This window comes from Desulfomicrobium escambiense DSM 10707 (assembly GCF_000428825.1).
In the GTDB taxonomy this organism is placed as follows: Bacteria; Desulfobacterota; Desulfovibrionia; order Desulfovibrionales; family Desulfomicrobiaceae; genus Desulfomicrobium; species Desulfomicrobium escambiense.
In genome coordinates this window covers 1-23,788 of sequence record NZ_AUAR01000014.1, presented here as the reverse complement: position 1 = coordinate 23,788, position 23,788 = coordinate 1, and the positions used below count along the sequence as shown (strand labels likewise).

The 23,788-nt window shown below is 62.7% G+C and carries 25 protein-coding genes and 5 tRNA genes; 17 read left to right on the top strand and 13 right to left on the bottom strand.

Annotation, left to right across the window (positions count from 1 at the left end; all coding sequences use genetic code 11):
- Positions 1 to 2: 2 nt before the first annotated feature.
- From G394_RS0111835 to G394_RS0111805, 7 genes are all read right to left on the bottom strand, one after another.
- Entirely contained in the window at positions 3 to 587 is a 585-nt protein-coding gene (locus G394_RS0111835) for an anthranilate synthase component II (RefSeq protein WP_028577829.1), read from the bottom strand.
- Positions 562 to 1,974, bottom strand: coding sequence for an anthranilate synthase component I family protein (locus tag G394_RS0111830; RefSeq protein ID WP_028577828.1), 1,413 nt, complete (start codon positions 1,972 to 1,974; stop codon positions 562 to 564). Before G394_RS0111830 ends, G394_RS0111835 begins: the two co-directional genes overlap by 26 nt.
- Before the next feature lie 111 nt (positions 1,975 to 2,085).
- Positions 2,086 to 2,865: a prephenate dehydrogenase/arogenate dehydrogenase family protein gene (locus tag G394_RS0111825; RefSeq protein WP_028577827.1), complete on the bottom strand. Its 780-nt coding sequence runs from the start codon at positions 2,863 to 2,865 to the stop codon at positions 2,086 to 2,088.
- Positions 2,855 to 4,201, bottom strand: coding sequence for a 3-phosphoshikimate 1-carboxyvinyltransferase (gene aroA, locus G394_RS0111820; RefSeq protein WP_028577826.1), 1,347 nt, complete (start codon positions 4,199 to 4,201; stop codon positions 2,855 to 2,857). Before aroA ends, G394_RS0111825 begins: the two co-directional genes overlap by 11 nt.
- Positions 4,198 to 5,316: a prephenate dehydratase gene (gene pheA / locus G394_RS0111815; RefSeq protein ID WP_028577825.1), complete on the bottom strand. Its 1,119-nt coding sequence runs from the start codon at positions 5,314 to 5,316 to the stop codon at positions 4,198 to 4,200. The genes aroA and pheA overlap by 4 nt, the downstream gene beginning before the upstream one ends.
- Complete coding sequence (locus G394_RS0111810) at positions 5,313 to 6,281, bottom strand: 3-dehydroquinate synthase II family protein (protein ID WP_028577824.1); 969 nt, start codon at positions 6,279 to 6,281, stop codon at positions 5,313 to 5,315. Before G394_RS0111810 ends, pheA begins: the two co-directional genes overlap by 4 nt.
- A gap of 9 nt (positions 6,282 to 6,290) precedes the next feature.
- Entirely contained in the window at positions 6,291 to 7,097 is an 807-nt protein-coding gene (locus tag G394_RS0111805) for a 2-amino-3,7-dideoxy-D-threo-hept-6-ulosonate synthase (RefSeq protein WP_028577823.1), read from the bottom strand.
- Between the two features lie 524 nt (positions 7,098 to 7,621).
- On the opposite strand from G394_RS0111805, the gene G394_RS20290 reads away from it, so the two are divergent.
- Both G394_RS20290 and G394_RS0111795 read left to right on the top strand, forming a co-directional pair.
- Entirely contained in the window at positions 7,622 to 7,978 is a 357-nt protein-coding gene (locus tag G394_RS20290; protein WP_156902601.1) for a hypothetical protein, read from the top strand.
- 1 nt (position 7,979) lies between these two features.
- Complete coding sequence (locus tag G394_RS0111795) at positions 7,980 to 8,168, top strand: hypothetical protein (protein ID WP_028577822.1); 189 nt, start codon at positions 7,980 to 7,982, stop codon at positions 8,166 to 8,168.
- A 5-nt stretch (positions 8,169 to 8,173) separates the two neighbouring features.
- Here the strand turns inward: G394_RS0111795 and G394_RS21225 are convergent, their stop codons facing one another.
- On the bottom strand, positions 8,174 to 8,350 hold the full coding sequence (locus G394_RS21225; RefSeq protein ID WP_156902600.1) for a hypothetical protein: 177 nt from the start codon (positions 8,348 to 8,350) through the stop codon (positions 8,174 to 8,176).
- A gap of 348 nt (positions 8,351 to 8,698) precedes the next feature.
- On the opposite strand from G394_RS21225, the gene G394_RS0111785 reads away from it, so the two are divergent.
- Positions 8,699 to 9,997, top strand: a complete 1,299-nt coding sequence (locus G394_RS0111785; RefSeq protein ID WP_156902599.1) for an HAD-IIB family hydrolase — start codon at positions 8,699 to 8,701, stop codon at positions 9,995 to 9,997.
- Positions 9,998 to 10,054: 57 nt separating this feature from the next.
- On the opposite strand, the gene G394_RS0111780 is transcribed toward G394_RS0111785, so the two are convergent.
- The 4 genes from G394_RS0111780 to G394_RS0111765 form a co-directional block, all read right to left on the bottom strand.
- A complete protein-coding gene (locus G394_RS0111780; protein WP_051307149.1) occupies positions 10,055 to 11,251 on the bottom strand; it encodes a GAK system CofD-like protein in 1,197 nt (398 codons plus the stop codon).
- 109 nt (positions 11,252 to 11,360) lie between these two features.
- Positions 11,361 to 11,948, bottom strand: a complete 588-nt coding sequence (locus G394_RS20285; RefSeq protein ID WP_028577819.1) for a hypothetical protein — start codon at positions 11,946 to 11,948, stop codon at positions 11,361 to 11,363.
- A gap of 142 nt (positions 11,949 to 12,090) precedes the next feature.
- A tRNA-Phe gene (locus tag G394_RS0111770) sits at positions 12,091 to 12,166 on the bottom strand.
- A gap of 161 nt (positions 12,167 to 12,327) precedes the next feature.
- Positions 12,328 to 12,403: transfer RNA gene (locus G394_RS0111765), tRNA-Phe, on the bottom strand.
- Positions 12,404 to 12,889: 486 nt separating this feature from the next.
- Here G394_RS0111765 and G394_RS19010 point away from each other — a divergent pair.
- A complete protein-coding gene (locus G394_RS19010) occupies positions 12,890 to 14,197 on the top strand; it encodes a TolC family protein (protein WP_043775716.1) in 1,308 nt (435 codons plus the stop codon).
- Positions 14,198 to 14,238: 41 nt separating this feature from the next.
- On the opposite strand, the gene G394_RS0111750 is transcribed toward G394_RS19010, so the two are convergent.
- Entirely contained in the window at positions 14,239 to 16,674 is a 2,436-nt protein-coding gene (locus G394_RS0111750) for a Lon protease family protein (RefSeq protein WP_028577818.1), read from the bottom strand.
- Between the two features lie 259 nt (positions 16,675 to 16,933).
- On the opposite strand from G394_RS0111750, the gene G394_RS0111745 reads away from it, so the two are divergent.
- The 13 genes from G394_RS0111745 to G394_RS0111685 form a co-directional block, all read left to right on the top strand.
- Positions 16,934 to 17,197: an AtpZ/AtpI family protein gene (locus G394_RS0111745; RefSeq protein WP_028577817.1), complete on the top strand. Its 264-nt coding sequence runs from the start codon at positions 16,934 to 16,936 to the stop codon at positions 17,195 to 17,197.
- Between the two features lie 46 nt (positions 17,198 to 17,243).
- Positions 17,244 to 17,585, top strand: coding sequence for an ATP synthase subunit I (locus tag G394_RS0111740; RefSeq protein WP_043775758.1), 342 nt, complete (start codon positions 17,244 to 17,246; stop codon positions 17,583 to 17,585).
- 2 nt (positions 17,586 to 17,587) lie between these two features.
- On the top strand, positions 17,588 to 18,292 hold the full coding sequence (atpB, locus tag G394_RS0111735; RefSeq protein WP_028577815.1) for a F0F1 ATP synthase subunit A: 705 nt from the start codon (positions 17,588 to 17,590) through the stop codon (positions 18,290 to 18,292).
- A gap of 57 nt (positions 18,293 to 18,349) precedes the next feature.
- The gene (gene atpE / locus G394_RS0111730; RefSeq protein ID WP_028577814.1) at positions 18,350 to 18,673 is read left to right on the top strand and encodes an ATP synthase F0 subunit C; all 324 of its coding nucleotides are present in this window, start codon (positions 18,350 to 18,352) and stop codon (positions 18,671 to 18,673) included.
- 84 nt (positions 18,674 to 18,757) lie between these two features.
- The gene (locus G394_RS0111725) at positions 18,758 to 19,402 is read left to right on the top strand and encodes a redox-sensing transcriptional repressor Rex (RefSeq protein ID WP_028577813.1); all 645 of its coding nucleotides are present in this window, start codon (positions 18,758 to 18,760) and stop codon (positions 19,400 to 19,402) included.
- Between the two features lie 98 nt (positions 19,403 to 19,500).
- Positions 19,501 to 19,710: a 50S ribosomal protein L31 gene (gene rpmE, locus G394_RS0111720; protein ID WP_028577812.1), complete on the top strand. Its 210-nt coding sequence runs from the start codon at positions 19,501 to 19,503 to the stop codon at positions 19,708 to 19,710.
- A 33-nt stretch (positions 19,711 to 19,743) separates the two neighbouring features.
- Positions 19,744 to 20,805 (top strand): peptide chain release factor 1, encoded by a 1,062-nt coding sequence (prfA, locus tag G394_RS0111715; RefSeq protein WP_028577811.1) that lies wholly within the window; start codon positions 19,744 to 19,746, stop codon positions 20,803 to 20,805.
- Between the two features lie 25 nt (positions 20,806 to 20,830).
- A complete protein-coding gene (prmC, locus tag G394_RS19005; RefSeq protein ID WP_043775710.1) occupies positions 20,831 to 21,673 on the top strand; it encodes a peptide chain release factor N(5)-glutamine methyltransferase in 843 nt (280 codons plus the stop codon).
- 124 nt (positions 21,674 to 21,797) lie between these two features.
- A complete protein-coding gene (gene lpxC / locus G394_RS0111705; RefSeq protein ID WP_028577810.1) occupies positions 21,798 to 22,721 on the top strand; it encodes a UDP-3-O-acyl-N-acetylglucosamine deacetylase in 924 nt (307 codons plus the stop codon).
- A 94-nt stretch (positions 22,722 to 22,815) separates the two neighbouring features.
- Positions 22,816 to 22,890, top strand: a tRNA-Thr gene (locus G394_RS0111700).
- An 8-nt stretch (positions 22,891 to 22,898) separates the two neighbouring features.
- Positions 22,899 to 22,984, top strand: a tRNA-Tyr gene (locus tag G394_RS0111695).
- Positions 22,985 to 23,046: 62 nt separating this feature from the next.
- A tRNA-Gly gene (locus G394_RS0111690) sits at positions 23,047 to 23,122 on the top strand.
- Positions 23,123 to 23,226: 104 nt separating this feature from the next.
- Positions 23,227 to 23,788 (top strand): GTP-binding protein (locus G394_RS0111685; protein ID WP_028577809.1); only part of this gene is annotated, 562 nt, incomplete at its 3' end.

The following is a 23,788-nucleotide window of genomic DNA, read 5'->3' as shown; positions in this document are numbered from 1 at the left end:
GCTTACTCCTTGGCGTCGCACATGTTCAGGAAGTTTTTGAGAAGCTTGGGGCCGTCCGGCGTGAGCACGGACTCGGGGTGGAACTGCACGCCGACCCATGGCCGGTCCCGGAAGGCCAGGGCCATGACTTCGCCGTTTTCCGTGCGGGCGGTGATGTCGAAGGGCAGGTCCGTGCGGCCGTCCTCATGCACGGCCAGGGAATGGTAGCGGCCGATCTGCATGGGGTTCGGCACGCCTTCGAAGAGGCCGGTCCCGTCGTGGCGGATGTCCGAGGTCTTGCCGTGCATGATGTGTCTGGCCTGGCCAACGGTCACGCCGCTGTGGTGCGAGAGGGTCTGGTGGCCGAGACAGACGCCAAGGATCGGCGTGGTCCGGGGCACCAGGTCGAGAAACCGCAGGCACAGCCCCGTGTTGCGCGGGTGGCTTGGGCCGGGGGAGAGGATGGCGCCGCGCAGGTCCGGGCTTTCGGCCAGGTTCAGGATTTCCGGCTCGTTGTTACGCAGCACCAAGGGGTTTGCGCCCAAAGACTGGAAAACCTGAACCAGGTTGAAAGTAAACGAGTCAAAGTTGTCTATCAGTAAAATCATCGCCGCCTCCGGTGCTGGTGATGGCCTTCAAAATCGCTCTGGCCTTGTTGTGACACTCCTGCCATTCCTTCTCGGGGTCCGAGTCGAAGACCAGCCCCGCGCCCGCCTGCCAGTGGATCTGGCCGTTCTCGACCCACAGGGAGCGGATGGTGATGCCCGTGTCGAGGTTGACCTGCCCCTGGTCCAGGCCGATCCAGCCGATGCCGCCGGCGTAGGGCCCGCGATCCAGCTTCTCCTCGTCGGCGATGATCTGCATGGCCCGGATCTTGGGCGCGCCCGAAACCGTCCCGGCCGGGAAACCGGCCTTCAGCACGTCGATGGCATCGAGCCCTTCGGCCAGGCGGGCCGAGAGGTAGGAGGTCAGGTGCATGACGTGGGAGAAACGCTCGACTTGCATGTACCTGTCGACGTGTACCGTGCCGGGGGCGGCGATACGGCCGAGATCGTTTCGGCCCAAATCCACGAGCATGACGTGCTCGGCCCGCTCCTTCTCGTCGGCCAGCAGGTCCTCGGCCAGTTCCTGGTCCTCGGCCTCGGTGGCGCCGCGCACGCGGGTGCCAGCGATGGGGCGCAGTTGGAGCAGTCCATCTTCGCAGCGGATGAGCAGTTCCGGCGAGGAGCCCATGATCGTGAGTTCTCCGAAGGACATGAAGAAGGTGTAGGGCGAGGGGTTGATCTGGCGCAGCCGGCGGTACAGCTCGAAGGGGGAGCCCGTGAAGGGGGCGGAGAAGCGCGTCGAGAGCACGATCTGGATGGCCTCGCCCTCGGTGATGAGCTCCTTGGCCCGGCCCACCCGGCGCAGGAATTCATCCTGGCCCGGCGTGGTGGCGATGCCGCCGACCATGGGCGGGGCCGGGGTGCTCGGACGCTGGCAGCCGTTCAGGCTGGTGGTCGAATCCAGCGTCAGGTAGCAGCAGCGGTGGTGCAGGTGGTCGAAGAGGATGACCTTGCCCGGCAGGACCATGATGGAACGCCCTTCCTCGGGCCGCAGCCGGTCGGCCAGGGCCGGCTCGAAGATGCCGGCCATGTTGTAGGCCATGTAGCCGCACACGCTCCTGGTCACGGCCGGGAGCTTGCCCAGGTTCTCGGGGCCCGTGACGGTAAGCTCGTTCAGGCAGGCGCGCAGGCCCTGCACGTATTCCCGGCCGCTGAATTCCTTGAGCGGGTGCAGGCGCGGGTCGTAGCTCTGCACGTCGAGCTTGCCGTCCACGCAGGACAGGATCATCCGGTAGTCCCAGCCGATGAGGCTGTAGCGGCCCAGGCGGCCGTCGACCTCGGTGCTCTCCAGCAGGAAGCCCTGCTTGTCCCGCACCAGCGTGAGGTACAGGGAGATGGGCGTCTGGGTGTCCGCCGGGAGCCAGGTTCCCTGTTGCGGTAGGGTGATCATGGTGTCTCCATCGTCGATCGTTGCAATTTTCGGATAAAAAAAAGGCCGGATCCTGCAGGAGGATCCGGCCTTTCAAGCCTTTTGTACCTTTACCGACGGCACTGCATGCCGTCAGGAAGCGGGTCCCCCTGCGTCATGCTGCTTGCGCCACCACCAAAGAGCCTTCTGGCTCAGCAGTTCCAGATCGCCGCCGGCGGCGACGTTCAGGTACGAACGGAACATGCGTACGGCCTCGAGGCTGTGGGGGTTTGCTTCGAACATGGTGGAGAAGAGGGATGCGTCCTCGGTGATCATTTTCGTGGCCGCTTCCATGCGCCGACCGAACGAGGGCGTGAAGAACCGCTCGATTCCGGTTTCCAGGGGGGAGGCGCAAAGGTAGGCGACGGTTGTCACGAAGTTCAGTCCTTGAATGTAGGCCATGGCACTGTCATGCTCATCGGCCGTCGTGGTGAAGGGGGCGAACCCCAGGTTGCGGAAGCAGTCTGATAGATTATCGGTCGCTTCCTGGCCACGCCCTGGAGTTACGGCAATTCGCAGCTCCGCGTCAAGTGTCTGGGGGCCGAAAAGCGGGTGGGTGCCGACGACGGGCGTGGTGGTGGCGTCGAGCATCTCGTGCAGGGGCTGGACCTTCACGGAGCAGATGTCGGCCAGAATTGTTTCTTCCGTCAGGTGCGGGGCAACGATCTTGACCACCTCGCGCATGGCCGTGATGGGCACGCACAGGAGCACCAGCCCGGCCATGCGCACGGCCTGCGGCAGGGCGCCTTGGTCCAGCGGGTGGTCGAATTCCGCCACCGGGTGCCCGGCGTCGCGAAAAGCACGCGCGAAACGCGCGCCCATCTGACCCTTGGCGCCGATGACGACCACGGGGGAGGACGCGTCACGCAGCATGATGCGCTCCGATGCCGTTGCCGAAGCGAATCTTGGCCCACACATCCCAGAACCCGGGGAAGGACTTGGCCACGCAGCCGGGGTTGTCCAGGCGCACTGTGATTCCGGCCAGTTCCAGCAGGGACAGGCTCATTGCCATGCGATGGTCGCCGTAGGTGCACAGGTCGACGCTGCGCTGCGGGAGGGTTCCGGTGCCGCGGATGACCATGCCGTCGGGCCGGGCTTCGATGCCCACGCCGGCTTTGGACAACTCCGTGACTGGTCCCTGGATGCGGTCGCACTCCTTGAGGGCCAGGTGCGCCGCGCCGGAAATGATCGTCTCGCCGGTTGCGAAGGCGGCCATGGCCGCCACCGTGGGCACGATGTCCGGGCAGGCGTTCATGTCGATCCTCGCGCCGCGCAGAGCCGACGGGAAGACCGTGACGGCGTCGCCGTCCCACTCCACGCGCCCACCCATGCGCTCCAGGATGTCGAGCATGAACCGGTCGCCCTGGGCCGAATCGCGGTTCAGGCCGGCGATGCGCACAGGCGCCTTGCCCACGGCCCCGGCGGCCAGGAAATAGGAGGCGTTGGACCAGTCGCCCTCGACGCGCATGGCGCCGGACCGATACGGCGCCGGGTGGACGACGAGCCGGATGTCCACGGGCGGAAGGTTTGCTGCTCCCGCGTGGGTGCAGGGCGCCCAGCCGTCGGCCGCGCGGCGCTCCAGGCTCACGGGCACGCCGAAGCGGGCCATGGAGTCCAGCGTCAGGGCGACATAGGGCCAGGAGGCGATGGTCCGGCCCATGAGCCGGATGACGGTCGGCCCGGCCGCCAGCGGGGCGGCCAGGAGCAGGCCCGAGAGGTACTGGCTGCTCTGCTCCAGGTTGATGGTCACCTCGCCTCCCGCAAGGCCCCGGCTGGTCAGGACCACGGGCGGGTAGCCGTCCTTGTCCTCGAAGGCCACGTCCACGCCCTGCTGGATGAGCGCGTCCGTCAGGTGCCGGACGGGCCGGTCGTGCATGCGGCCCTCGCCGTGAATGCGGTAGGCGCCGGGGATGGCCGTGACCACGCCGGCCATGAGGCGGCAGGTGGTGCCGGACTCGCCTACGTTCATGGAAATGACACCGGAGGCGTCCGGCAAGGCCCGGCCACCGCTGCCGCGCACGAAAAGCTTCTCGCCTTGTGGTTCGATGACCGCGCCGAGCTGCCGCAGGCACTGGGCCGTGCGGGTCAGATCCTGGCTGTCGAGGACGCCTTCGAGCAGGGACTCGCCCTCGGCCAGGGCCGCGCAGATGAGCGCCCGGTGCGACAGGGACTTGGACGACGGCGCGGTGATATCGATGACGGAGTTCATGACTGTTCCTGAGGCATGCCTGCGCCGTAGAGGTGCGGGCCCGTGGGGTAGCTGCCCAGCACGCGCATGGTGTGGCAGAGGCTGGTCAGGTGCTTCATGGTGTTCTCGTACTGCTCTTGGGACAGGTCGCACTCCACGTCCATGAAGAAGACGTACTTCCACTTTTCGCCTTTGAGCGGCCGCGACTCCAGCTTGGTCAGGTTGAGCCCCTGGTCGGCCAGGTGGTTCAGGATGGCGGCCAGGGCGCCGGGTCGGTCGGGCGTGGTGAAAAGCAGCGACGTCTTGTCGCGGCTGCTGCCGACCGTGGGCGTGGGGCCGATGACCAAAAATCGCGTCCAGTTGTCGGGCAGGTCCTGGATGTCCAGGGCCACGGCCTTGAGCCCGTAGCGCTCCACCAGGCGCGGGTGGCCGATGGCGGCCGCGCCCTCGCCCTCGCGCTCGGCGCGGGCGGCCGCGGCGGCGGTGCTCTCCACCGGGACCACGGCGGCCTGGGGCACGTTGGTCCTGAGCCACTCCGAACACTGGGCCAGGGCCTGGGGGTGGGAGTAGACCGTGCGGATGGCGGCCAGGTCCGTGCGAGTGGCCAGCAGGGCGTGGCTGATGCGGCTGAAGAGTTCGGCGTGGATGTAGACGTTGTACTGCAGGAAGAGGTCCAGGCTTTGGCCGACGCTGCCCTGCAGGGAGTTTTCGAGCGGAATGACGCCCAAGTCGGCCTTGCGCGAAGCCACGGTCAGGAACACGTCGTGCAGGGTCGGGCAGGGCGTGAAATCCATGGACCGGCCCAGGTACTCCAGGCCCGCCAGATGCGTGAAGGTGCCCTCGGGCCCGAGGTAGGCCACGGTCTGGGGTTGCTGTAGGCGGCGCGACGAGGACAGGATCTCGCGGTAGATGGCGCGCAGGTGGTCTTCGGGCAGGACGCCGGGGCTCATGGCCAGGAGGCGGTTCAAGACCTCCTTCTCCCGGAAGGGTTTGAAGACCACGTCCAGGGAGTCGGACTTGATCTGGCCCACCTCGCGGCTCAGGCCCGCGCGCTTGTTCAGCAGGTCGAGGAGCTTCTCGTCCAGGGCGTCGATCTGTTCGCGGATCTCGGTCAGGCGCTGCGTGGCGGAGGTCATTCGCTGATCTCCTCGGTGATGCGCATGCCGAAGTGCCGTCCGGCCTGGTCCGTGCGGCAGAGCACCTTGTCCCCGGCCTGAAGGTCCACCACGCTGACGGGGCGTCCGTCGTCGCGGACCATGCGGATGGTTTCGGCGTTCTGCAGGAAGACGGTGCCCTTGCGTCCTCCGCACTCGGCTTCGATGAGCAGCATGGGCCGGATCTCGACCTTGCAGCGGCCCACGGTGGCCAGGGTGGTGGAGCCGTCGGCGCCGACGACGAGGACTTCGGAGCCGGTTTTCAGCTCGTCGAGATAGGTGGTGCGGTCCCCGGGCATGACGGCGTAGGCGTGCACGGCGCCGGCGTTGATGCGGAAGGGGCGTGGGGCCACGTAGGGGTTGGACTCGGTCTCGGCGTTGACCAGGAAGGTGAAGGCGCTGGAGTTGCCCACCAACATGCCCTGGCCGGTTTTCAAAAGGCTCATGGTGTCGACGCAGACGCGGTGGCCCAGGCCAGCCGAGGTCACGGCGGTGATGGTGGCGGCTTCCAGTTCCATGGTTCCCTGGCTCAGTTTGAGTTCGCGGACGATGGTCTTGAGGTCGGCGGCGGCCGAGGGCAGGACGACCACTGTTTTGACGCCGCGTTCGAGAATGCCCGCCGCCAGGCGCGCCCGCTCCAGGCTCGACGCCTCCACGGCCAGACGGTCGGATTGGGCCAGGATGTTCTCCACGGGGATGATCTCCCAGCCTTCGCGCAGGATGACGTCCCGGCCCTGGGCGAGAAGGCGCACGGCCTCCTCCTCGTCGGCCTTGCTGTCGAGTCGGACGTAGGGCTGGTCTTCGGCTGCCAGGACCGGGGTCTTGCTCAGGGCCTGCACGGCGGCGACGTGTTCGCGGTCCGTGATGACGGCGTCGACGCCGGACTCCAGGGCCAGGGTGACTTCGCCCTTGTCGAAGGGCACGGCGCAGAAGAGTACGTTTTTCATGTCCCGGCCTTAGATTTTGGGTTCTTCGAGCAGGGCCAGGGCCTGGTCGACGCTGTAGTCCATGTGTACCACGGCGTGCAGGGCCTGCACCAGACGGGTCGGGTCGTCGGCCTGGAAGATGTTGCGGCCCATGGACAGGCCTGCGCCGCCGGCGACGATGGAGTCGTGGGCCATCTGCAGGATGTCGCGGGGGGAGTCCATGCGCGGGCCGCCGGCGATGACCACGGGCACGCAGCAGCCCTCGGTCACCCGGGCGAAGGAATCCACGTCGCCGGTGTACACGACCTTGATCACGTCGGCGCCGAGTTCCTCGCCGAGGCGGGCGCAGTGGGCCACCGTGGCCGGGTCCCATTCGGACTTCACCTTGGGGCCGCGGGCGTAGATCATGGCCAGAAGCGGCATGCCCCATTCGTTGCACTTGGAGGCCACCTCGCCCATGTCGCGCAGCATGTCCCGCTCGGACTCGTCGCCCAGGTTCAGGTGCACGGACACGGCGTCGGCGCCGAGCTTGATGCCGTCCTCCACGGAACTGACCAGGATCTTGGCGTTGGGGAAGGGGGAAAGGGTCGTGCTGGCCGAGAGGTGGATGATGAGGCCCACGTCGCGGCCGTGGCCGCGGTGGGCGCAGCGGGGCAGGCCCTTGTGCATCAGGACCGCGTTGGCGCCGCCTTCGGCGACCTTGTTGACCGTGTCGCGCAGGTCCACCAGGCCGGCGATGGGGCCGACGGTGGTCCCGTGGTCCAGGGGCACGATGATGCTACGCCCGGTGTTGCGGTTGAAGATGCGTTCCAGTCGTACGCTTTTGCCGATGTTCATGATGTCCTCCGGTTGCGGCCGGGCTTTCGGCGGTCCGTAATCAAAAAGGGCCGCCGGCTTGTCGCCTGCGGCCCTTTGGTTGTCGTGCTTTCGTCAATATGGCTAAAGCAGTCCCCTCAGACCACAGGCTCTGCTAAAATAAAAGTACCAAAAAAAGTACAGGCTGTGATTGAGGGAGAAGTTTGTCATAACGATTGCGTGAGTACTCAGGTTGGCGTCGTGCTGTCAAGGGCTTTTATGACCGCCGGTCATTTTCTTGCCGCGTTTTTTTTGTCCCGGGGCCCTGAGGTGTCCGCATGCATTTAGGCGTTGCTGCGCGGGGCTTTCGTGCGTAAAGTCATGGCGGTTCGTTCCGCCAGGACCAAGGAGTGGTGCGCATGGCCGCCAGGAAAGGAATGTCCGGGGTCGTCCGGAGGATTTGTCTGTGGTGTCAGGGAAAGAGCTGGATGCGTGTCAGGGAATGCGCCCAGGTTTCCTGCCCCCTGCATGCTTGCCGCCTGGAGGAGGACGGAAACGACGCGGAGTTGCAGGAATGCATCCGGAATTTTTGCCTGGTGTGCGCTGGAGACGCCGAATCCGTGCGTGAATGCAGCGCCGACAGGCCCATGGGCGGTCAGCCCGCCTGCCCGGCCCATCCGTATCGGGATGCCGAAGCGTTTGCCGTCTGTGCGCAACCGTTGGTTTCGCAGCAGGTGCGGCCCCTGCCCGGTCTCGGGGATGTCTGTGCCGCGCCAAGGGAGACGTCGGCGCCGCTGAGGGCCGATGTGCCGACGCCGCTTTGCGAGCAGCCGCGAACCGTCCCCGTCGCGATGCCGCAGGCCGGTCCGGACGCATTGTCCATCAGCCACGTCGAACGCGTCCCCGAAGCCCTGGATATCTGACATGAGCGGGAAGATCATCGAAGCGGAAGGAATTCTGGGGAACTTCGAGGCCAGGCGCCGGATCGAGGAAGAGACGGCCGAGTCCAAACCCGTTGGCCGGGTCCGCCCCCGCATGAGGGAGACGACTCCCGGCTCAGCCGCATGGAGCGAAATCCACACGGCGGAGCGGCTGGTGGACGAGGAGGGCTGACCCCGCTATTGGCGGAGCAGTTCGATGGCGGACATGGCCAGGCGGCCGACGTTCGCGATGGCGTCCCACCAGTGGTTGACCAGAGTGGCCAGGGAAAAGGCGGTCAGGAAGAACAGGACGGTCCATACCCGGTGGATGATGGCCTGAAGGACGCGTATGAAAAGACTCGGTTTTGAAGCCATGGTGATCCTCGTGTTGGAAGAAAAGGTCCGGCGTCGTTCTCTGCCATCTCCGGCAGCGGCGCCGGGATGCTAACACCCTGCTCTCTGAAAATGGCCGGTTTGACGCTGCATGTTTCGCAGCGGGCCATAATGCGAACCTTTGGCGTAACCTTATAATAATACGTTGAATTCTGCTAAAAGTAAACGCGAAATGCCTTTCTGTGCCGTGTCTGCGGTACCGTCTAACACGTCGTAAACCCTCATCCCCAAAAGAATCACATGCCACAGACATTCACCCGGCCAAATCCGGGTTTTGACATATGCGCCTTGGATAGCCTTTTCGAAGGCCACGAGCCTCGTTTGGTGCACATGCGGGACGCAGAAATCTTTGCCCGCGACCTACGGCCCGTCTTCGGCTTGGAGGCCGGGCACGGCGCCCTGCTCGAACGTTCCGCCTTGCTGCACGATATCGGCTATGCGCCGGCCTTGCGCCGTTTCGGCTATCATCCCCTGGACGGGGCCCTTTTTTTGGACGGGCAGGGGGAGCACCCCTGGGTCGTGGAGGGCGTGCTGCGCCACTCCCAGGCGGACAGGAAGACCGAAAGGTTTCCGGGCGTGACCGAGGAATACGCTCTCCGGCCGCCGATTTCCGAGGCCGACTGGCTGGTGCGCGCCGTGACCGTGGCTGACTGGCGCGCAGCCGGGGTCGGGGGCCGGGTGTCCTTTGCCAGGCGGTTCCAGGACATCGCTGTGCGCAACCCGCATAACCCGGACAAGGTCCGTCGGGCCGGGATCATGGTCGGGGAGGTTCGTGACTGGTTTCTGGGGCAGGCCGAGGCTATGGGATTGGAGCGCCCGCTACCGTGGGTCTTCTGCGACGTGGACAACACGCTCATCCGGCCGGGCGACGGCCTCTCGGATGCCGCCAGGGCCGCTGTCGGCTCGTACCGGCAGGCCGGCGGGGAGTTTTCCCTGGCCACAGGCAAGCACCCGCTGAGCATCCAACCGCTGGTCCGGGAACTCGGGCTTGCCTCGGATCAGATCGCGGCCAATGGAACCTGCCTGCTGGGCGCTGGCGGGGTGACGGTCCTGGATCATCTCGGTGAGGCGGCCGAGCGCCTGCGCGCAGTTCTTGAAGGCATGGGGCTGATCATCGCCGTCTACCGCGAGGACGGCATCGAACCCGGCCGCATGTGGGACGGCGCCCTGGACGAGGTCTTCGACCGCTACGCGGAAATCCGGCCCGTGCGCACGCCCTTGTCTGGCCGGGTTCTCAAGATCCTCTGCATCACGGACGGCGATGACCTGCGACGGGAGGCGGAACTTCGGCGACTGGCGGCCGAGGCGGGTGTGGATTGCTGCCGCAGCGACAGGCATTTTTTGGAGTTTCTCCCCCGGTCCGGAAACAAGGGACTGGCAGTGCGCGCGGTCCTGGAGGGCCGGAACTGGCCGGTCCTGCATTCCATCGCCATCGGCGACACGGAAAACGACGAGCCCATGTTCGCCATGTGCGGCGCCTGCGCAGCCGTGGTCGGTGCCACCGAGGGCGCAAGGCTCGGCGCGGACTGGACCATCGGGCCCTGCGAAGCCGACGGCGTCGCCAGGTTCCTCGACCACCTGCGCGCTGGCGGCGGGTGGAGGGCGTTGCGCTCGGATATGACGCTGTAGCGGGGGGGGCCGTATGATGCAGGCCGATGCGTTCGCGGAGCGTGTCGGCCTGCTTTTTTATGCCAGGGAGATCAGGGTCTGGCAGAGCAGATGGGGGTCGATGGCGCCTGTTTCGCGGACCGTCAGTGGCGTCTTGATGATTCTCAGGCCCAGGGTTGCCAGTTCGCGTTCCAGATTCTCGGCGCCGCGATAGGTGATGCATGGGTCGAGCAGGATGGCGTCGAGGACGTCGCCAACGGCGATGGCGTTCGGGGCGTCGGCCTGCAGGTGGCGGAGCAGGGTGCGGACCTGGTCCGCCAGGGACAGTCCGATCGCTTCCGGATCGGGCAAGGTGTTGGGAACGAAGACCTTGGGGCAGGGCGTCCTGCTTATGGCCGCGCCCACTCCCGCTGGGAGCAGGTTGGCGACGAGGGAGCTGTAGAAGCTGCCGATGGGGTAGCAGATGAGGTCGGCGCCGCCGATGCAGGCCCGGATTTCCCCGCGGATCGGCGGGCGGACGGGAGCGTTGTCCCTGGCCGGGTCCACGAGGCACAGTTCGGCTATGGCGCTGTTCAACGGCTTTGTTTCCTTGCCGGTGATGAGGTGTTGCCCGATGACGTACCTGCCGTCTTCAAGCAGGGCCCGCAGTTGCAGATTCGAGTCGAGCAGCAGTCTTGCCTGGCCATGCGCGTGCACGAGATTGGAGAAGGTGCCGACGATGGGATCGGGGTTCCGCCCGTTCTCCAGGTAGCCGGCAGTGAGGAAAAGGTTGCCGATGCAGGCGCCGCGAAGGTCGAATTGCGGGCCGGCCGCCCGCTGGAAGACCTGCAGGTGGTGTTGCACGGTTTTCCGCAACGGGTCCGAAACCTTGGCGATGAGCGGGTGACTTCCGTGCATCAGGGTTTCCAGCTCGGCCCAGAGCTGTGCCTGGGGTGCGTTCTTGGGCAACCGGTGAGCGAAGAGGTCGTAGATTTCCGCAAACTCGTGCCGGGTGCGGTCGGCCAGAGCCATGAGCCGGTTGCGCAGATCGCCCACGGCCGGCATCCCGAAGTGTCGGCGCAGGGCCGCCGAGCTGCCACCGGAGTCGAAGGGGGTGACAAGGTGGACGGAATTGCGGGTGTACGCGACCAGCGCCCGGCTTGTATCGGTGAGCGCCGTGCCGCCGGTGAAGAAGAGGATGCGGGGGCCGAGGTCCGGGGCGCGCAGGGCGCTGGCGAGGCGTTCCGGGTCCGGGATTCGGAGTTCCCGGACGATGGGGGTTGCGGGTGTGGTCATGCTGTTTCCGACGGGCGGCTAACCGCTGGTGGACACGCCTAAGGCGGCTCGCCGTCGAGAAGTCACGGCAGGTGTCCGGTCTTACGCTCGGCGAGGGGTTTGCGCAGGCTTACTGGTGCGGCGGCGCGGGATCTTCGAACCGGTCCTGATCACCGGTGTCGGCGTTGCGGATGGTGTTCACGATGCGCTGCAACTGGTCCGAAGTGATGATCCGCTGCGAGTGCAACCATTCGAATTTCTGGATTTCCTCTTCGGGATCGTTGCCGAAGTCGATGTTGCCGTACCAGTCCAGCAGTTGCTTTTTTCTGCGTTCCCGGATTTCCGACATGATGCGCTCGAAGTTTCCGTCATGCATGATGGCGATTTCGCCTTCATCGGAACTCAGGGAGGTGATGTTCGTCTTGAGGGCGGCGTGCAGCAGGAAACACAGCCCCCCTGGCAGCATGAAGATGGCGCCGAGGAGGTCGCCGCGGATCATGGTGTACGCGGCCTGGGCCATTCCCCATGCCGAAAGCAGGATCGCGCCGCTGAAGAGCGTGCCGTTTCGTTCCGACGTCATGCGCGGGTCCATCCCGATGGAGCCGTAAGGCAGCTGGAAGGAGTGGGAACCGTAGGCGTCGACTCTGGTGTAGGTCAGAGCGTCCTGCTCGAAGTCGAAGGTGATGGTGGTGGAGTAGCTGCGTTGGGTGATGTTCATGGCCAAAGTCTCCTGAATCGCAAGCTGTGCATGGAGAGGCGGTAGGTCGATGCGGCGGGTTCGTCAAGGCGTGATGCGCGGCAGAGGGGCTTCGCCGAGGCCTGGAAACGAAAAAAGGCCGCGTAATGCGGCCTTGCGTACATGGTGCCGGGGGACAGAGTTGAACTGCCGACACGGGGATTTTCAGTCCCCTGCTCTACCGACTGAGCTACCCCGGCGCAACGGAAGCCCGTTACTATGGAAAACAATCGCCTTTGGCAAGTCGAAAAATGCACTTTTGCCGCTTTGGCGCGCCCGCCCGTCCCGTGCTGTTTCGGGGACGGCATGCCGCCGCCTCTCAGCGAAGGAAAAGGCCGCTCGATGAGCGGCCTTGATCTCGTGGTGCCGGGGGACAGAGTTGAACTGCCGACACGGGGATTTTCAGTCCCCTGCTCTACCGACTGAGCTACCCCGGCGTCGTTGGGTGAGAAGCGCTTTTATGCAAAGCTCCGGGCGAAGGCAAGCAGGAATTTTCGTTCCGAACGTATTTCCTGCCAAAAGTCTTCGCACCCTGTCCCGCGATCCGGTCATGGCCTGGGCACGACCTGCGGGAGGCAAGCGTGCGCCGGGCGAATTCGGGATCCGTCAGGCTTCTGAACCGATGCGGAAATCGCGGTTGACGTGATTAGTGATGCTTCGTGGGGCCGTGTTCCTTGTGCAGGAAGTAGACGATCAGTCCGACAATGCCGAGACCCAGGCCGAGAATGAGTCCTGAAAACATGGGATGCCTCCTCTTGATATTGATCTGATCCCAAAATATATGGCAGAACCTGCTTGACTTCAAGTTCTTTTCTTCACAAGTCTTGGCCCGGCCGCCGAGGTGGCCTTTTCGCTTCATGGGGAGTACAGGACGTTCGATGCGTTACACACTCCCTCAGGCAAACGATTTTGGAGCACGTTTTATGAGAATATCACGGATCTGCGCATTTCTCGTCGCCGCATTGTTCCTGGCCGTGCAGACGGCTGCGGCTGACACCATGACCATGAAGGACGCGGTGGCGGCTGGGCTCAGCCACAACCCATCCATCCTCGCTGCGCGGGAAGCCCTCATGGCCGCCGATTACGCGGTGAGGTCGTCCAAGGCGGCCTTCGGACCCGCGCTCAGCACGCAGTACGGCTACACGCGCCTTGACGAGCGCCCGATGTCCTACGGCCGGACCGTGGGAACCCTGGACAACTGGGAACTGGCCTTCAACGTACACCAGCCCCTCTTCACCGGCTTCAACCTGCTGACGACCTATGAGAAGTCCCTGCTGCAAAAGGAGCAGGCCGCGTCGCAGATCGACAACGCCGAACTGCAGCTGACCGTGGCCATCCAGGACGCGTTTCTGCGGCTGCTGCAGGCGCGGGAGAACGTGCGTTCCGCCGAGGACTCGCTGGTTCGCCTGCGTTCGCAGTTGAAGGTCAATACCGCCTTCTACGAAGTGGGGCTGCGTCCGAAGCTCGACATGCTGCAGGCCCAGGTGGACGTGGCCACGGCCGAGCAGTTGCTGTTGGCCGCCCAGAACAGCGTCGACACCCTCTCGGCGCAGCTCAACACCCTGATCGGTCGGGACGCCAGCGCGGAGGTGGAGTATGTCGGTGCGCTGGAATATTTTCCCGTGAACCTGAGCCTTGAGGATTGCCTTGAGCGGGCGCTGAAGAACAGGCCGGATCTGACCATCGCCCGTCAAACCGTCATGGTGGCCGAGAAGGATGCCAAGCTTGCGGCCGTGCCGTACTACCCGCAAGTCGGGGCCGACTTCAACTATGTCCGGGCCGGCGAGAACCCTGCTGTCAACGGCGGGGACTATCACACGCCCAGCGAGTGGAACGCGCAGGTCGGCATGAAGTGGACGTTTTTCGAGTGGGGCAAGACCTACTACGCGGAAAAGGGCGCGAAGAAGAACGTGTCCCGGGTCATGCAGGAATATCAGAATTTGGAGAACGAGGCGACGTTTGCGGTCAAGGAGAGCTTCCTGCAGATCAAGGAGACGGAGAAGCGCATCGCCGCCGCCAAGGAGGGTCTTGTGGCCGCCAAGGAGAGCTATCGCATGGCTGTGGCCCGGTACGAGGCCCAGGTCGGTACGAACACGGACGTTCTCGACGCCCAGGCGTCACAGACCCAGGCGGAAGCGAGCCTGAACGGGGCCATGTCCGCCTACGAGCGGGCCGTGGCCGGCCTGTACGGCGCCATGGGCGAGAAGAACGCCGAGCTGCTGCCCCGGTAACCAGCCATACGGGGAAAATGAACGTCAGAGCCCGGGTGCCCTCAGGCCCCGGGCTTTTTTGCGGCCTTGCGCCTGGGCATGGCGCATTTCTTGTCGGCCAGGACCGCCAGCTCGGACAGCCTTTCGTCCACGGCGACATACAGGGACTTCGGCGAGAACCGGCCGTCCTTGAGGCGCGTGCCCGCGCGCATGCCCGTCAGAATCTCCATGGCCTCCTCGATGGTGCTCACGGGGTGGATGTGGAACTGTCCGTCCCTGACGGCCTGCAGGACGTTTTCACGCAGGACCAGGTGAACGATGTTGTCCCTGGGCAGCAGGACGCCCTGTTGTCCCGTCAGCCCGCGTCGGCGGCAGACTTCGAAGAACCCCTCCACCTTGTGCGTCACCCCGCCCACGGCCATGATGGCCCCGGACTGGGACACGGCCCCGGTGAAGGCGAGGTCCAGGCGGATGGGCACCCCCGAGAGGGCCGAGAGGAGGGCGGCCAGTTCGGCGCCCGAAGCCGAGTCCCCGTCCACGTGGGCGTAGCTCTGCTCGAAGCACAGGCTTCCGGTGAGCACGATGGGTTTGTTGCGGGCGAAAAGATTCACGAAGTAGCTCTTGAGGATCATCATGCCCTTGGTATGGATGGGCCCCCCGAGTTCCGCCTCGCGTTCGAGGTCCATGATGCCGCCGTGGCCGACGCCCACGGTGCAGGAGATCTGGTGCGGCAGGCCCATGACGTAGTCGCCGACCTGGGTCACGGACAGGCCGTTGGCCACGCCGACCCCTTCGCCCTGAGTCCGGACCTTGATGGACTTGCGGTCGTACTCGCGCAGGAACTCCTCCTGGTAGAGATTGGTGCGGTATTCGCGTTCGTCCAGGGCCTGCTTGACGATGGGGGCGTCGATGGTCTTCCTGTCCTGGCCCGCGGCGATGGCGTTGGCCTCGATCATGATCTCCCGCAGGTGCGAGAAGTGCAGCGAGAGGCGTTCACGGTCTTCGGCCATGCGCGTGGAGTAGTCCACCAGTTCCGCGTAGGCGTCCTTGGTGAAGCCGCGCAGGCCGCTTTCTCGGGCGGCGCGGTCCAGGGTCTGGGCGTAGCCCGTGATGGACTCGGCCGTGCGTTCCACGGTGTCCTGGATGTGGGCCTTGATTTTGAATATCTTCCGGAACCGCTCGTCGTGCATGTACAGCAGTTCGTAGGTCTCGTCGTCGCCGATGAGGATGACCTTGAGGGAGAGCGGGATGGGGTCCGGGCTGATGGTCCTGGTCCGCAGGATGTCGTAATGGTCCGTGGGGTCGTCCAGGTTCGAGTGCCGGTTGCGCAGGCAGCGGAGCAGCCCTTCCCAGGCGACAGGATGGGCCAGGAGGTCCTCCACGCGTAGGATGAGAAACCCCCCGTTGGCGCGGTGCACGGCGCCGGCCCGGATGAGGGAGAAGTCCGTGTAGTAGGTGCCCCATTCGGTTTCGCGTTCGATGCAGCCGAGGAGGTTGAAGAATCCCGGGTTGATCTCCTTGACCACGGGCGCGCCGGTCAGGGTGGAGTTGTCCACGAAGAGGTTGACGTCGTAGCGCTGGAAGTAGGATTCTGAAATGTTTTCGCCCTGCTGGTCCGACGGGGAGCGCTGTTCGCGTTCCGGGCGCCCCTGATAGTGCGACAGGTTTTCGAGCACGTCTTCCTTGAATGCGTCGAAGTAGACCTTCAGGGTCTTGTTCTCGGAGAATTTCTTGCGGATGGGGCCGAGCAGGCGGTCCACCAGGCCCGCGGCATGTTCCTGGGCCAGCTGCAGTTCCTTGGCCCGGAACTCCTGCTCGCTGCGGTTCACCTGGCGCGAAAGGTCGGCGATGGTGTTCAGGACGGAACTGCTCTGGTCCTTGATGACTTTCTTGCGGGAGGAATCAAGGCGCTCGAAGTCCTCGGAGCTGAGAACCTTGCCGTCCAAGAGAGGAGTCAGGGAGACGGCGCCCGCCTCGTCGATGTTCAGGCTGAACCCTTTCCGCTGGGCAGCCTCCTCCATCTTGTCCATCAGGTCGTCGCGCACGACGGCAAGCTTCGTGAACAGCTTGTTCTGCAGGCGCAGATAGGTGGCCTGTTCGAAATGGCGGGGCAGGTCGCGGCGCAGCCGCTTGACCATGCGCTGCATGTAATCCTTGAATATCTTGCCCTGGCCGGCGGCCAGGCTGACCAGAACCGGCTTGTCCGGGTTCTCGAAGTTGTTCAGGTAGACCAGGTCGGGCGGCGTGGGAGCGGTGCGGGCCTGCGGCAGGAGAAAGTTCTCGACGAGGTAGGTCCGCCCGAGTCCCGGTTCACCGGCGACATATATGTTGTACTCCAGGCCCGGGATGGACAGGGCCATCTCCAGGGCCTTGCGGGCCCTGTTCTGGAAGAGGCAGACGGGATTGACGTCGTTGCGGATGTCGGAGCCACGCAGGATTCTTCGCGGGTTGGGCTCTATGGCGAGTTGGCGGACTTTGAGTTCGGCGGTGTTTTTCATCGGTGCTCGGTGCGGGGCTGCCCCCAGTTTATTGATTTTGTGTCCGCATAGTGCGAATGAACGCGGCTTGCAAGTCGCCCGGGTCGGGCGCCAAGCCGCGGGCCCGTCACGGCGTGAGGCTTCCCGGCGGTGGGACAGGAGAATTCGGTTTTGCGCAAAACTTTGATTGACGCGAAGTTGGGGGCTGTGGTAGCCCCATTTTCGGTTTGTGATTTATTGCACGAATGCTTGGGCCCTGGCGGCCCTCTGAGATGACCCAATGTTTTTCGGTAAGAAAAAAAATAAGCATTTCCAGTCATTGGGTCTAGCTTCCATGATGGGGATCCACCTCGTGTCCGGCGTGATCGTTGGCATGGCGATGGGATACTATCTGGACAGGTTTTTTGACACGAAGCCTTGGCTGACACTCCTTTTCCTGATTTTCGGCATCATCGCCGGCTACAGGAACATGTTCCGGGAAATGGGGCGTATCCAGAGAAAGGAAGCGGAAGCCGATGCTCCGGACGTTGACGAAAAGGATTGAGCGCGCCCTGTACGTACGTGGGTTTCATGTGCCCGAGGTGCGCAGGATGGCGGCTCAGCAGGTATACTTCCTTTTCGCGGCGGTGCCGGCGCTGGCGCTGGGTTCCCGTGGGGTGGACTTCGCCGCGGGGGTAGTGCTGGGGACGTTGAACTTTCTGGCCTTGGCCCGGTTGATCCAGGAGTTGGTATACGTCCGCAAGGGCGCGGTGGCGGTCCAGATGTTCAGCTTCTACGGACGTCTCGCCCTGACGGCCCTGGCCATCTACGTCCTGGTTGTCATGAACGGCTCCTCGGTAGTTTGGTTGCTGATCGGTTTTTCAACCGTTCTGATAAATATTTTGCTTTGGGGAATGTCACAAATTTTGGGGAAAACTTCTAAGGAGGCGTAAAGATGGCAGGGGGTTTACATCCTATTTTCTTAGTCGAGGAAGCGGTCAAGGCCATTGGACTCGTCGATGCGCACGGCCACAGCCTGATACCGGGCAATGTCCTCTACTCCTGGACATTCATGATCATCCTGATTCTCGTTTCGACCATGGCCACCAAGAAGATTTCGCTGGTCCCAAGGGGGCTGCAGAACTTTTTCGAGTTGCTGGTCGGCGGGCTGGAAGATTTCGTGGTCGCGAACATGGGTGAGGACGGCCGGAAGGTGTTTCCCGTTCTGGCGACGCTTTTCATCTACATCCTGACCTGCAACCTGGGCGGCCTGTTCCCCGGTAACGACGCGCCTACGGCGAACATCAACACGACTGCCTCCATGGCCGTGTTCGTCTTCGTGTATTACCAGTACTGGGGCTTCAAGATTCATGGCACCCATTACATCCACCATTTCACCGGCCCCATGATCTGGATGGCGCCCTTGATGTTCCCCATCGAGGTCATCGGCCACTTCGCGCGCATGCTCTCGCTGTCGCTGCGTCTTTTCGGAAACATCCGCGGTGAGGACATCGTTTTGGCCCTGCTGTTCATGCTGGCGCCCATCGTCTCCACGGTTCCGATGTACTTTCTGTTCATGCTGGCCGACGTCATCCAGGCCTTCGTCTTCTTCATGCTGTCCATGCTCTATCTGAAGGGCGCATTCGAAGAAGCTCACTAATTCGGGGGAAATGGTCATTCGACCAAAACATTATACTTTATTTGGAGGATTTTCATCATGGGTAAGAAGTTCGTTTCCGTTCTGGCCACTGTCGCCCTGGTCGCCGTCGCTTCCTGCGCTTTCGCTGCCGAAGCCGCTCCTGAAGTCATCTCCACCATCTCCTGGGCCGCCGCCCTCGGCATGGCCATCGCCGCCGCCGGTTGCGGTATCGCTCAGGGCCTGGGCCTGAAGGCTGCTTGCGAAGGCACCGCCCGCAACCCCGAAGCTTCCGGCAAGATCACCGTGACCATGCTGATCGGTCTGGCCATGATCGAATCTCTGGCCATCTACGCCCTGGTCGTCAACCTGATCCTGCTGTTCGCCAACCCCTTCGTCGGCTAACTGCTTGCGTAATAAAGGGGAGGTACCACCTCCCCTTTTTTTAGCATCATCACGCAGAACGCGAAGAGAGTTATTGGAGTTATTTTGAAAAGCGCTCACATCCCACGCGCCACCATTCAAAGACTGGCCGTCTACGTCCAGGTCCTTGAAACGCTTTTGCAGGAGGGTGACTCCGTCATCTCCTCCGACGGGCTGGCTCGCGCCTGCGGTGTGAATCCCTCTCAAATCCGTAAGGATTTGGCTTACTTTGGAGAGTTCGGCGTGCGCGGGGTCGGGTACTACGTGCAGGACCTCCTCACGGCGATCAAGCAGTCCCTGGGCATAGACCGGACCTGGAACGTCGCCCTCGTGGGCGTCGGCAACCTGGGCCGGGCTTTGCTGCGGCACGGGATTTTCAGGCGCCGCGGGTTCATCCTTGTCGGCGCGTTTGATTGCGATCCCTTCAAGATCGGCGAGGAAGTGGCCGGCCTTGAAGTCGTCTGTTCCAGGCGTCTCAAGGAAAAAGTCCACGAACTCAACATCGAAATCGGCATCATCACGACTCCCCCCGAGCGCGCCCAGCGTGCTGCGAACTATCTGATCGAGGCCGGTGTCCGCGGCATCGTCAACTTCGCACCCGCCCGCATAACCGCTCCGGAAAACGTGGCCGTGGAATATGTGGATTTCATGCACCACATTTTTTCCGTCGCGTTCAACATTTCCCTCAATCAGGCCAAAGGGATCTCATAGAACCTTTGCAGGCCGGGATGTGAAATCCCACAAATTCGACTTGCCAATCGTCTTCGAGTGGTATAGTTGTCCTCTCTCTTTTGAAACTGGAGGTTCTCATGAAAAAAGATCTGCATCCCAAAGTCTACGAAACCAAGGTTCGTTGCGCCTGTGGTTATGAGTTTGTCACCCGCACGGCCATCGGGCCCGAGCTGGGGATCGAAATTTGTTCCCACTGCCACCCGTTTTTCACCGGCGAGCAGCGTTTCATCGACTCCGCTGGCCGCATCGACCGTTTCCGCAAGAAGTACGCCGGCCTGAATAAGTAGTTTTTCAGCTGGTTGAAAATATCGTAGGCCTTTATGATCACAAAGCTGGAAAGCCTGGCAGCAAAATATCGCGAGCTTGAGCGTGAACTGAGCACTCCTGAGATTTTTCAGGATCAGGATCGCTATATCAAGATCGCTAAGAAGCATGCCGAGCTGGATGAGGTCGTGAAGGCGTTCGAGCGCTACAAGACACTTCTGCGCGAACTTTCCGAGAATCAGGAATTGGCCAAGGACCCTGACCCGGAGCTCTGCGAGCTGGCCCAGGCCGAAATCCCGGCGCTCAAGAGCCGGATCGAGGAGCAGGAGCGCCTCCTCAAGCAGCTGCTGACGCCCAAGGATCCCCTGGACGAGAAGAACATCATCCTGGAGATACGGGCGGGTACCGGCGGTGAGGAAGCCGCTCTCTTTGTGGCCGACGTGTTCAGGATGTATTCCCGATACGCCGAGCTGCACGGTTGGCGCGTCGAGGTGCTGAGCAGCAGCGACACCGGCACAGGCGGTTTCAAGGAAATCGTCGCATCGGTTTCGGGCAACAGCGTCTACAGCAAGCTGAAGTACGAGTCCGGTGCGCACCGCGTGCAGCGGGTGCCGGCCACGGAAAGCCAGGGGCGCATTCATACCTCGGCCATTACCGTGGCGATCCTGCCCGAGGCCGAAGAGGTCGATGTGAAGATCGACCCGGGCGACATCCGGGTCGATGTTTTCCGGTCGTCCGGTCCGGGCGGACAGTCGGTCAACACCACGGACTCGGCCATCCGCATCACGCACCTGGCGACGGGCCTCGTCGTGACGTGTCAGGATGAGAAGTCGCAGCACAAGAACAAGGCCAAGGCCCTGAAAGTGCTTCGCTCTCGCCTGCTGCAGGCAGCTCAGGACGAAACGAAAAAGGCCTATGACGACAACCGCAAGGCTCAGGTCGGCACGGGTGACCGCTCCGAAAGGATCCGGACCTACAATTACCCGCAGGGACGGATAACCGACCATCGCATCAACCTGACGCTCTACAATCTTGATCAGGCCATGGACGGTCATATCGATGAGATCATCGACGGCCTTGTCCAGCATTATCAGGCCGAAGCCATGAAACAAAGCTGAGGAAACTCGGCTTTTTTCTTGCGCCATGAACTCCCGCCGCGAAATAGTCGCTCTCTGGGAAGCCCGATTCGATGCGGCCGGGATCGATTCTCCGCGTCTTTCCGCACAGGTTCTTCTTGCCCATGTTCTGAATCTTTCCCGCTTGGAGATGCTTCTCGACTCTCGTTCAGAAGTTTCCGCGGAGGCATTAGCCGCCTTTGAATCTCTTGCGGTGCGCAGGCTGCGCGGTGAGCCTGTCGCCTACCTGCTTGGACACAAGGAATTCTACGGGCTCGATTTCGAAGTGAACCCCAGCGTGCTCATTCCCCGGCCCGAAACGGAACTCATGGTCGACCACCTGCTGGGGAAGGTTGCCCGAGACGCTGACCTCCGGGTGCTGGATATTGGAACAGGAAGCGGCGCCCTGGCTGTGACCTGCGCCGCGATGTTCCCGTGTTTTCATGTCACAGCCGTCGACATCTCGCCAAACGCGCTGGCCACGGCCAGGCGAAACGCGCGAAGGCACGGCGTCGAGAGACGCATCGCATTTATACGAGGTGACCTTGTCCAGGGCATTGATTTGGGAGGTATCGACATCATCCTGGCCAATCTCCCGTACGTGCCGGAAGACACCCGCGAGTCGATGAGTTCCGAAGTTCTCGGACATGAGCCTTGGCTGGCCCTGTTCGCCGGTCGTGACGGGCTGGATCTCTACCGCCGGCTCGCAGCAGACCTTCAGGGGGTGGTGCGTGCGGGCACGATGCTGCTCTGTGAAATCGATCATTCCCAAGGGGATGCCATGATCGAACTGTTTGCCGCGATGGCCCGGCACGTCAGTGTGCACGCAGATCATGCAGGCTTTGATCGGCTCGTGGTTGTTGTTTTTTAGCACCTACCATGTTGTTCAAAACAAACGACAGGCTGACAAATCCCTGGTCTCGCCTGGTGCAGCCTTTTATTTCAAGACATTACTTTGCAAGTCGCGGTGGCATGATAATTGATGTTGGCATGACATGAAACAGACGACCCTCAAAAAAGAAATTCGGTGCTCCGGAGTCGGGCTGCACAGCGGTCAGAAGGTCGAGATGGTCCTCAAGCCAGCTCCGGCGGATACGGGTGTTGTGTTTTCCCTCTGCAACACGTCCGGTCGGCACATGGTTGTTCCCGAGCCCGGCCGTGTCGTCGGGACCGGATTGGCCACGACGCTTGGCACCGACCAGGCCAAGGTTTCCACGGTGGAGCATCTTTTGGCTGCCCTTGTGGGCCTCGAGATCGACAACGTCATCGTCGAGGTCGATGGCGAGGAGATCCCGATCCTGGACGGCAGCGCCTCGGTCTACGTCTATCTCATCAATTCCGCCGGCATCCGGTTGCTTGATCGGCCCCGGCGCGTCGCCAAGGTCGTGCGGCCCCTGGTGTTCGAGCAGGGCGGCAAGCGCGTCAGCGTCAAGCCATACAACGGTCTGCGGATCGACTACGCCATTTCCTTTGCCCATCCGATGATCGGCGACCAGGCATACAGTTTCGAGTCTTCGCCGCTCTCTTTCTCCTATCGCATCGCGCGGGCCCGGACCTTCGGGTTCATGAAGGATGTGGAGTGGCTGCAGAAGAACGGCCTGGCCCTTGGTGGGACTCTCGAAAACGCCGTTGTCTTCGACGACTATGGGGTGGTGAACCCGGAAGGGCTGCGTTTCGAGGACGAAATGGTGCGGCACAAGATACTCGACTTCATGGGCGACATTGCGGTTGGCAAGCGCCGTCTGTGGGGACATTTTGAGGTTTCGTGTTCCGGCCACGACTTCAACAATCGCTTCATGCGCTATCTTTTCGGCAATAGCTCGGAATATCTTGAGTTTGTGAATGTGGAAGGGGGATCGTCCGCATCGCGCAAGCATGAACCCGAAATTGTTCCAGTGGGTGTGCCCGCCTGGGCATGAGCCGAAAGCGCCGCGAGGCGCTTTTTTTTTTGCCGTTGGACAAAAAAATGCTTGCCATCGGAAATGAATGCTCATATTGGATGCGTTCTCACGGGCTGGCGTAGCTCAATGGTAGAGCAGCTGACTTGTAATCAGCAGGTTGCGGGTTCAAGTCCCATCGCCAGCTCCAGGGTGAGCGGAGGGGTTCCCGAGTGGCCAAAGGGAACAGACTGTAAATCTGTCGTCGAACGACTTCGGAGGTTCGAATCCTCCCCCCTCCACCAGATAGTGCCGTGAGAAACAGTAGGAGGCAGTCTAGGCTGTCGCTCGACTACTGAGATGAAATGCGGGAGTAGCTCAATGGCTAGAGCATCAGCCTTCCAAGCTGAGGGTTGCGGGTTCGAGTCCCGTTTCCCGCTCCATTACCTCGTCTCGTAAGTCCTGCGCCCTCGAATTGTCCCGCCTGCATTGATCCGCAATCGAACATAACTATATATAGTACACGTAATTTCATTAGGGGGTAATTATGGCCAAGCAGAAATTTGAAAGAAAGAAGCCGCACGTCAATATCGGTACCATTGGTCATATCGACCACGGCAAGACGACCCTGACCGCGGCGATCACCAAGATCGCGAGCCTCAAGGGCGGCGGTTCCTTCGTCGCCTTTGACGAGATCGACAAGGCTCCCGAAGAGAAGGAGCGCGGCATCACCATCGCCACCGCGCACGTCGAATACGAAACCGCCAAGCGTCACTACGCCCACGTGGATTGCCCCGGTCACGCCGACTACATCAAGAACATGATCACCGGCGCGGCCCAGATGGACGGCGCGATCATCGTTGTCGCGGCTACCGACGGCCCCATGCCTCAGACCCGTGAGCACATCCTGCTCGCCCGTCAGGTCGGCGTGCCCTACCTGGTCGTGTTCCTGAACAAGGTCGATCTGGTCGACGACGAGGAACTGATCGAGCTGGTCGAGATGGAAGTCCGCGAACTGCTGTCCAAGTACGAATTCCCGGGCGACGACGTTCCGGTCATCCGCGGCTCCGCCCTGAAGGCCCTGGAGAGCGACAGCGCCGACGCCGATG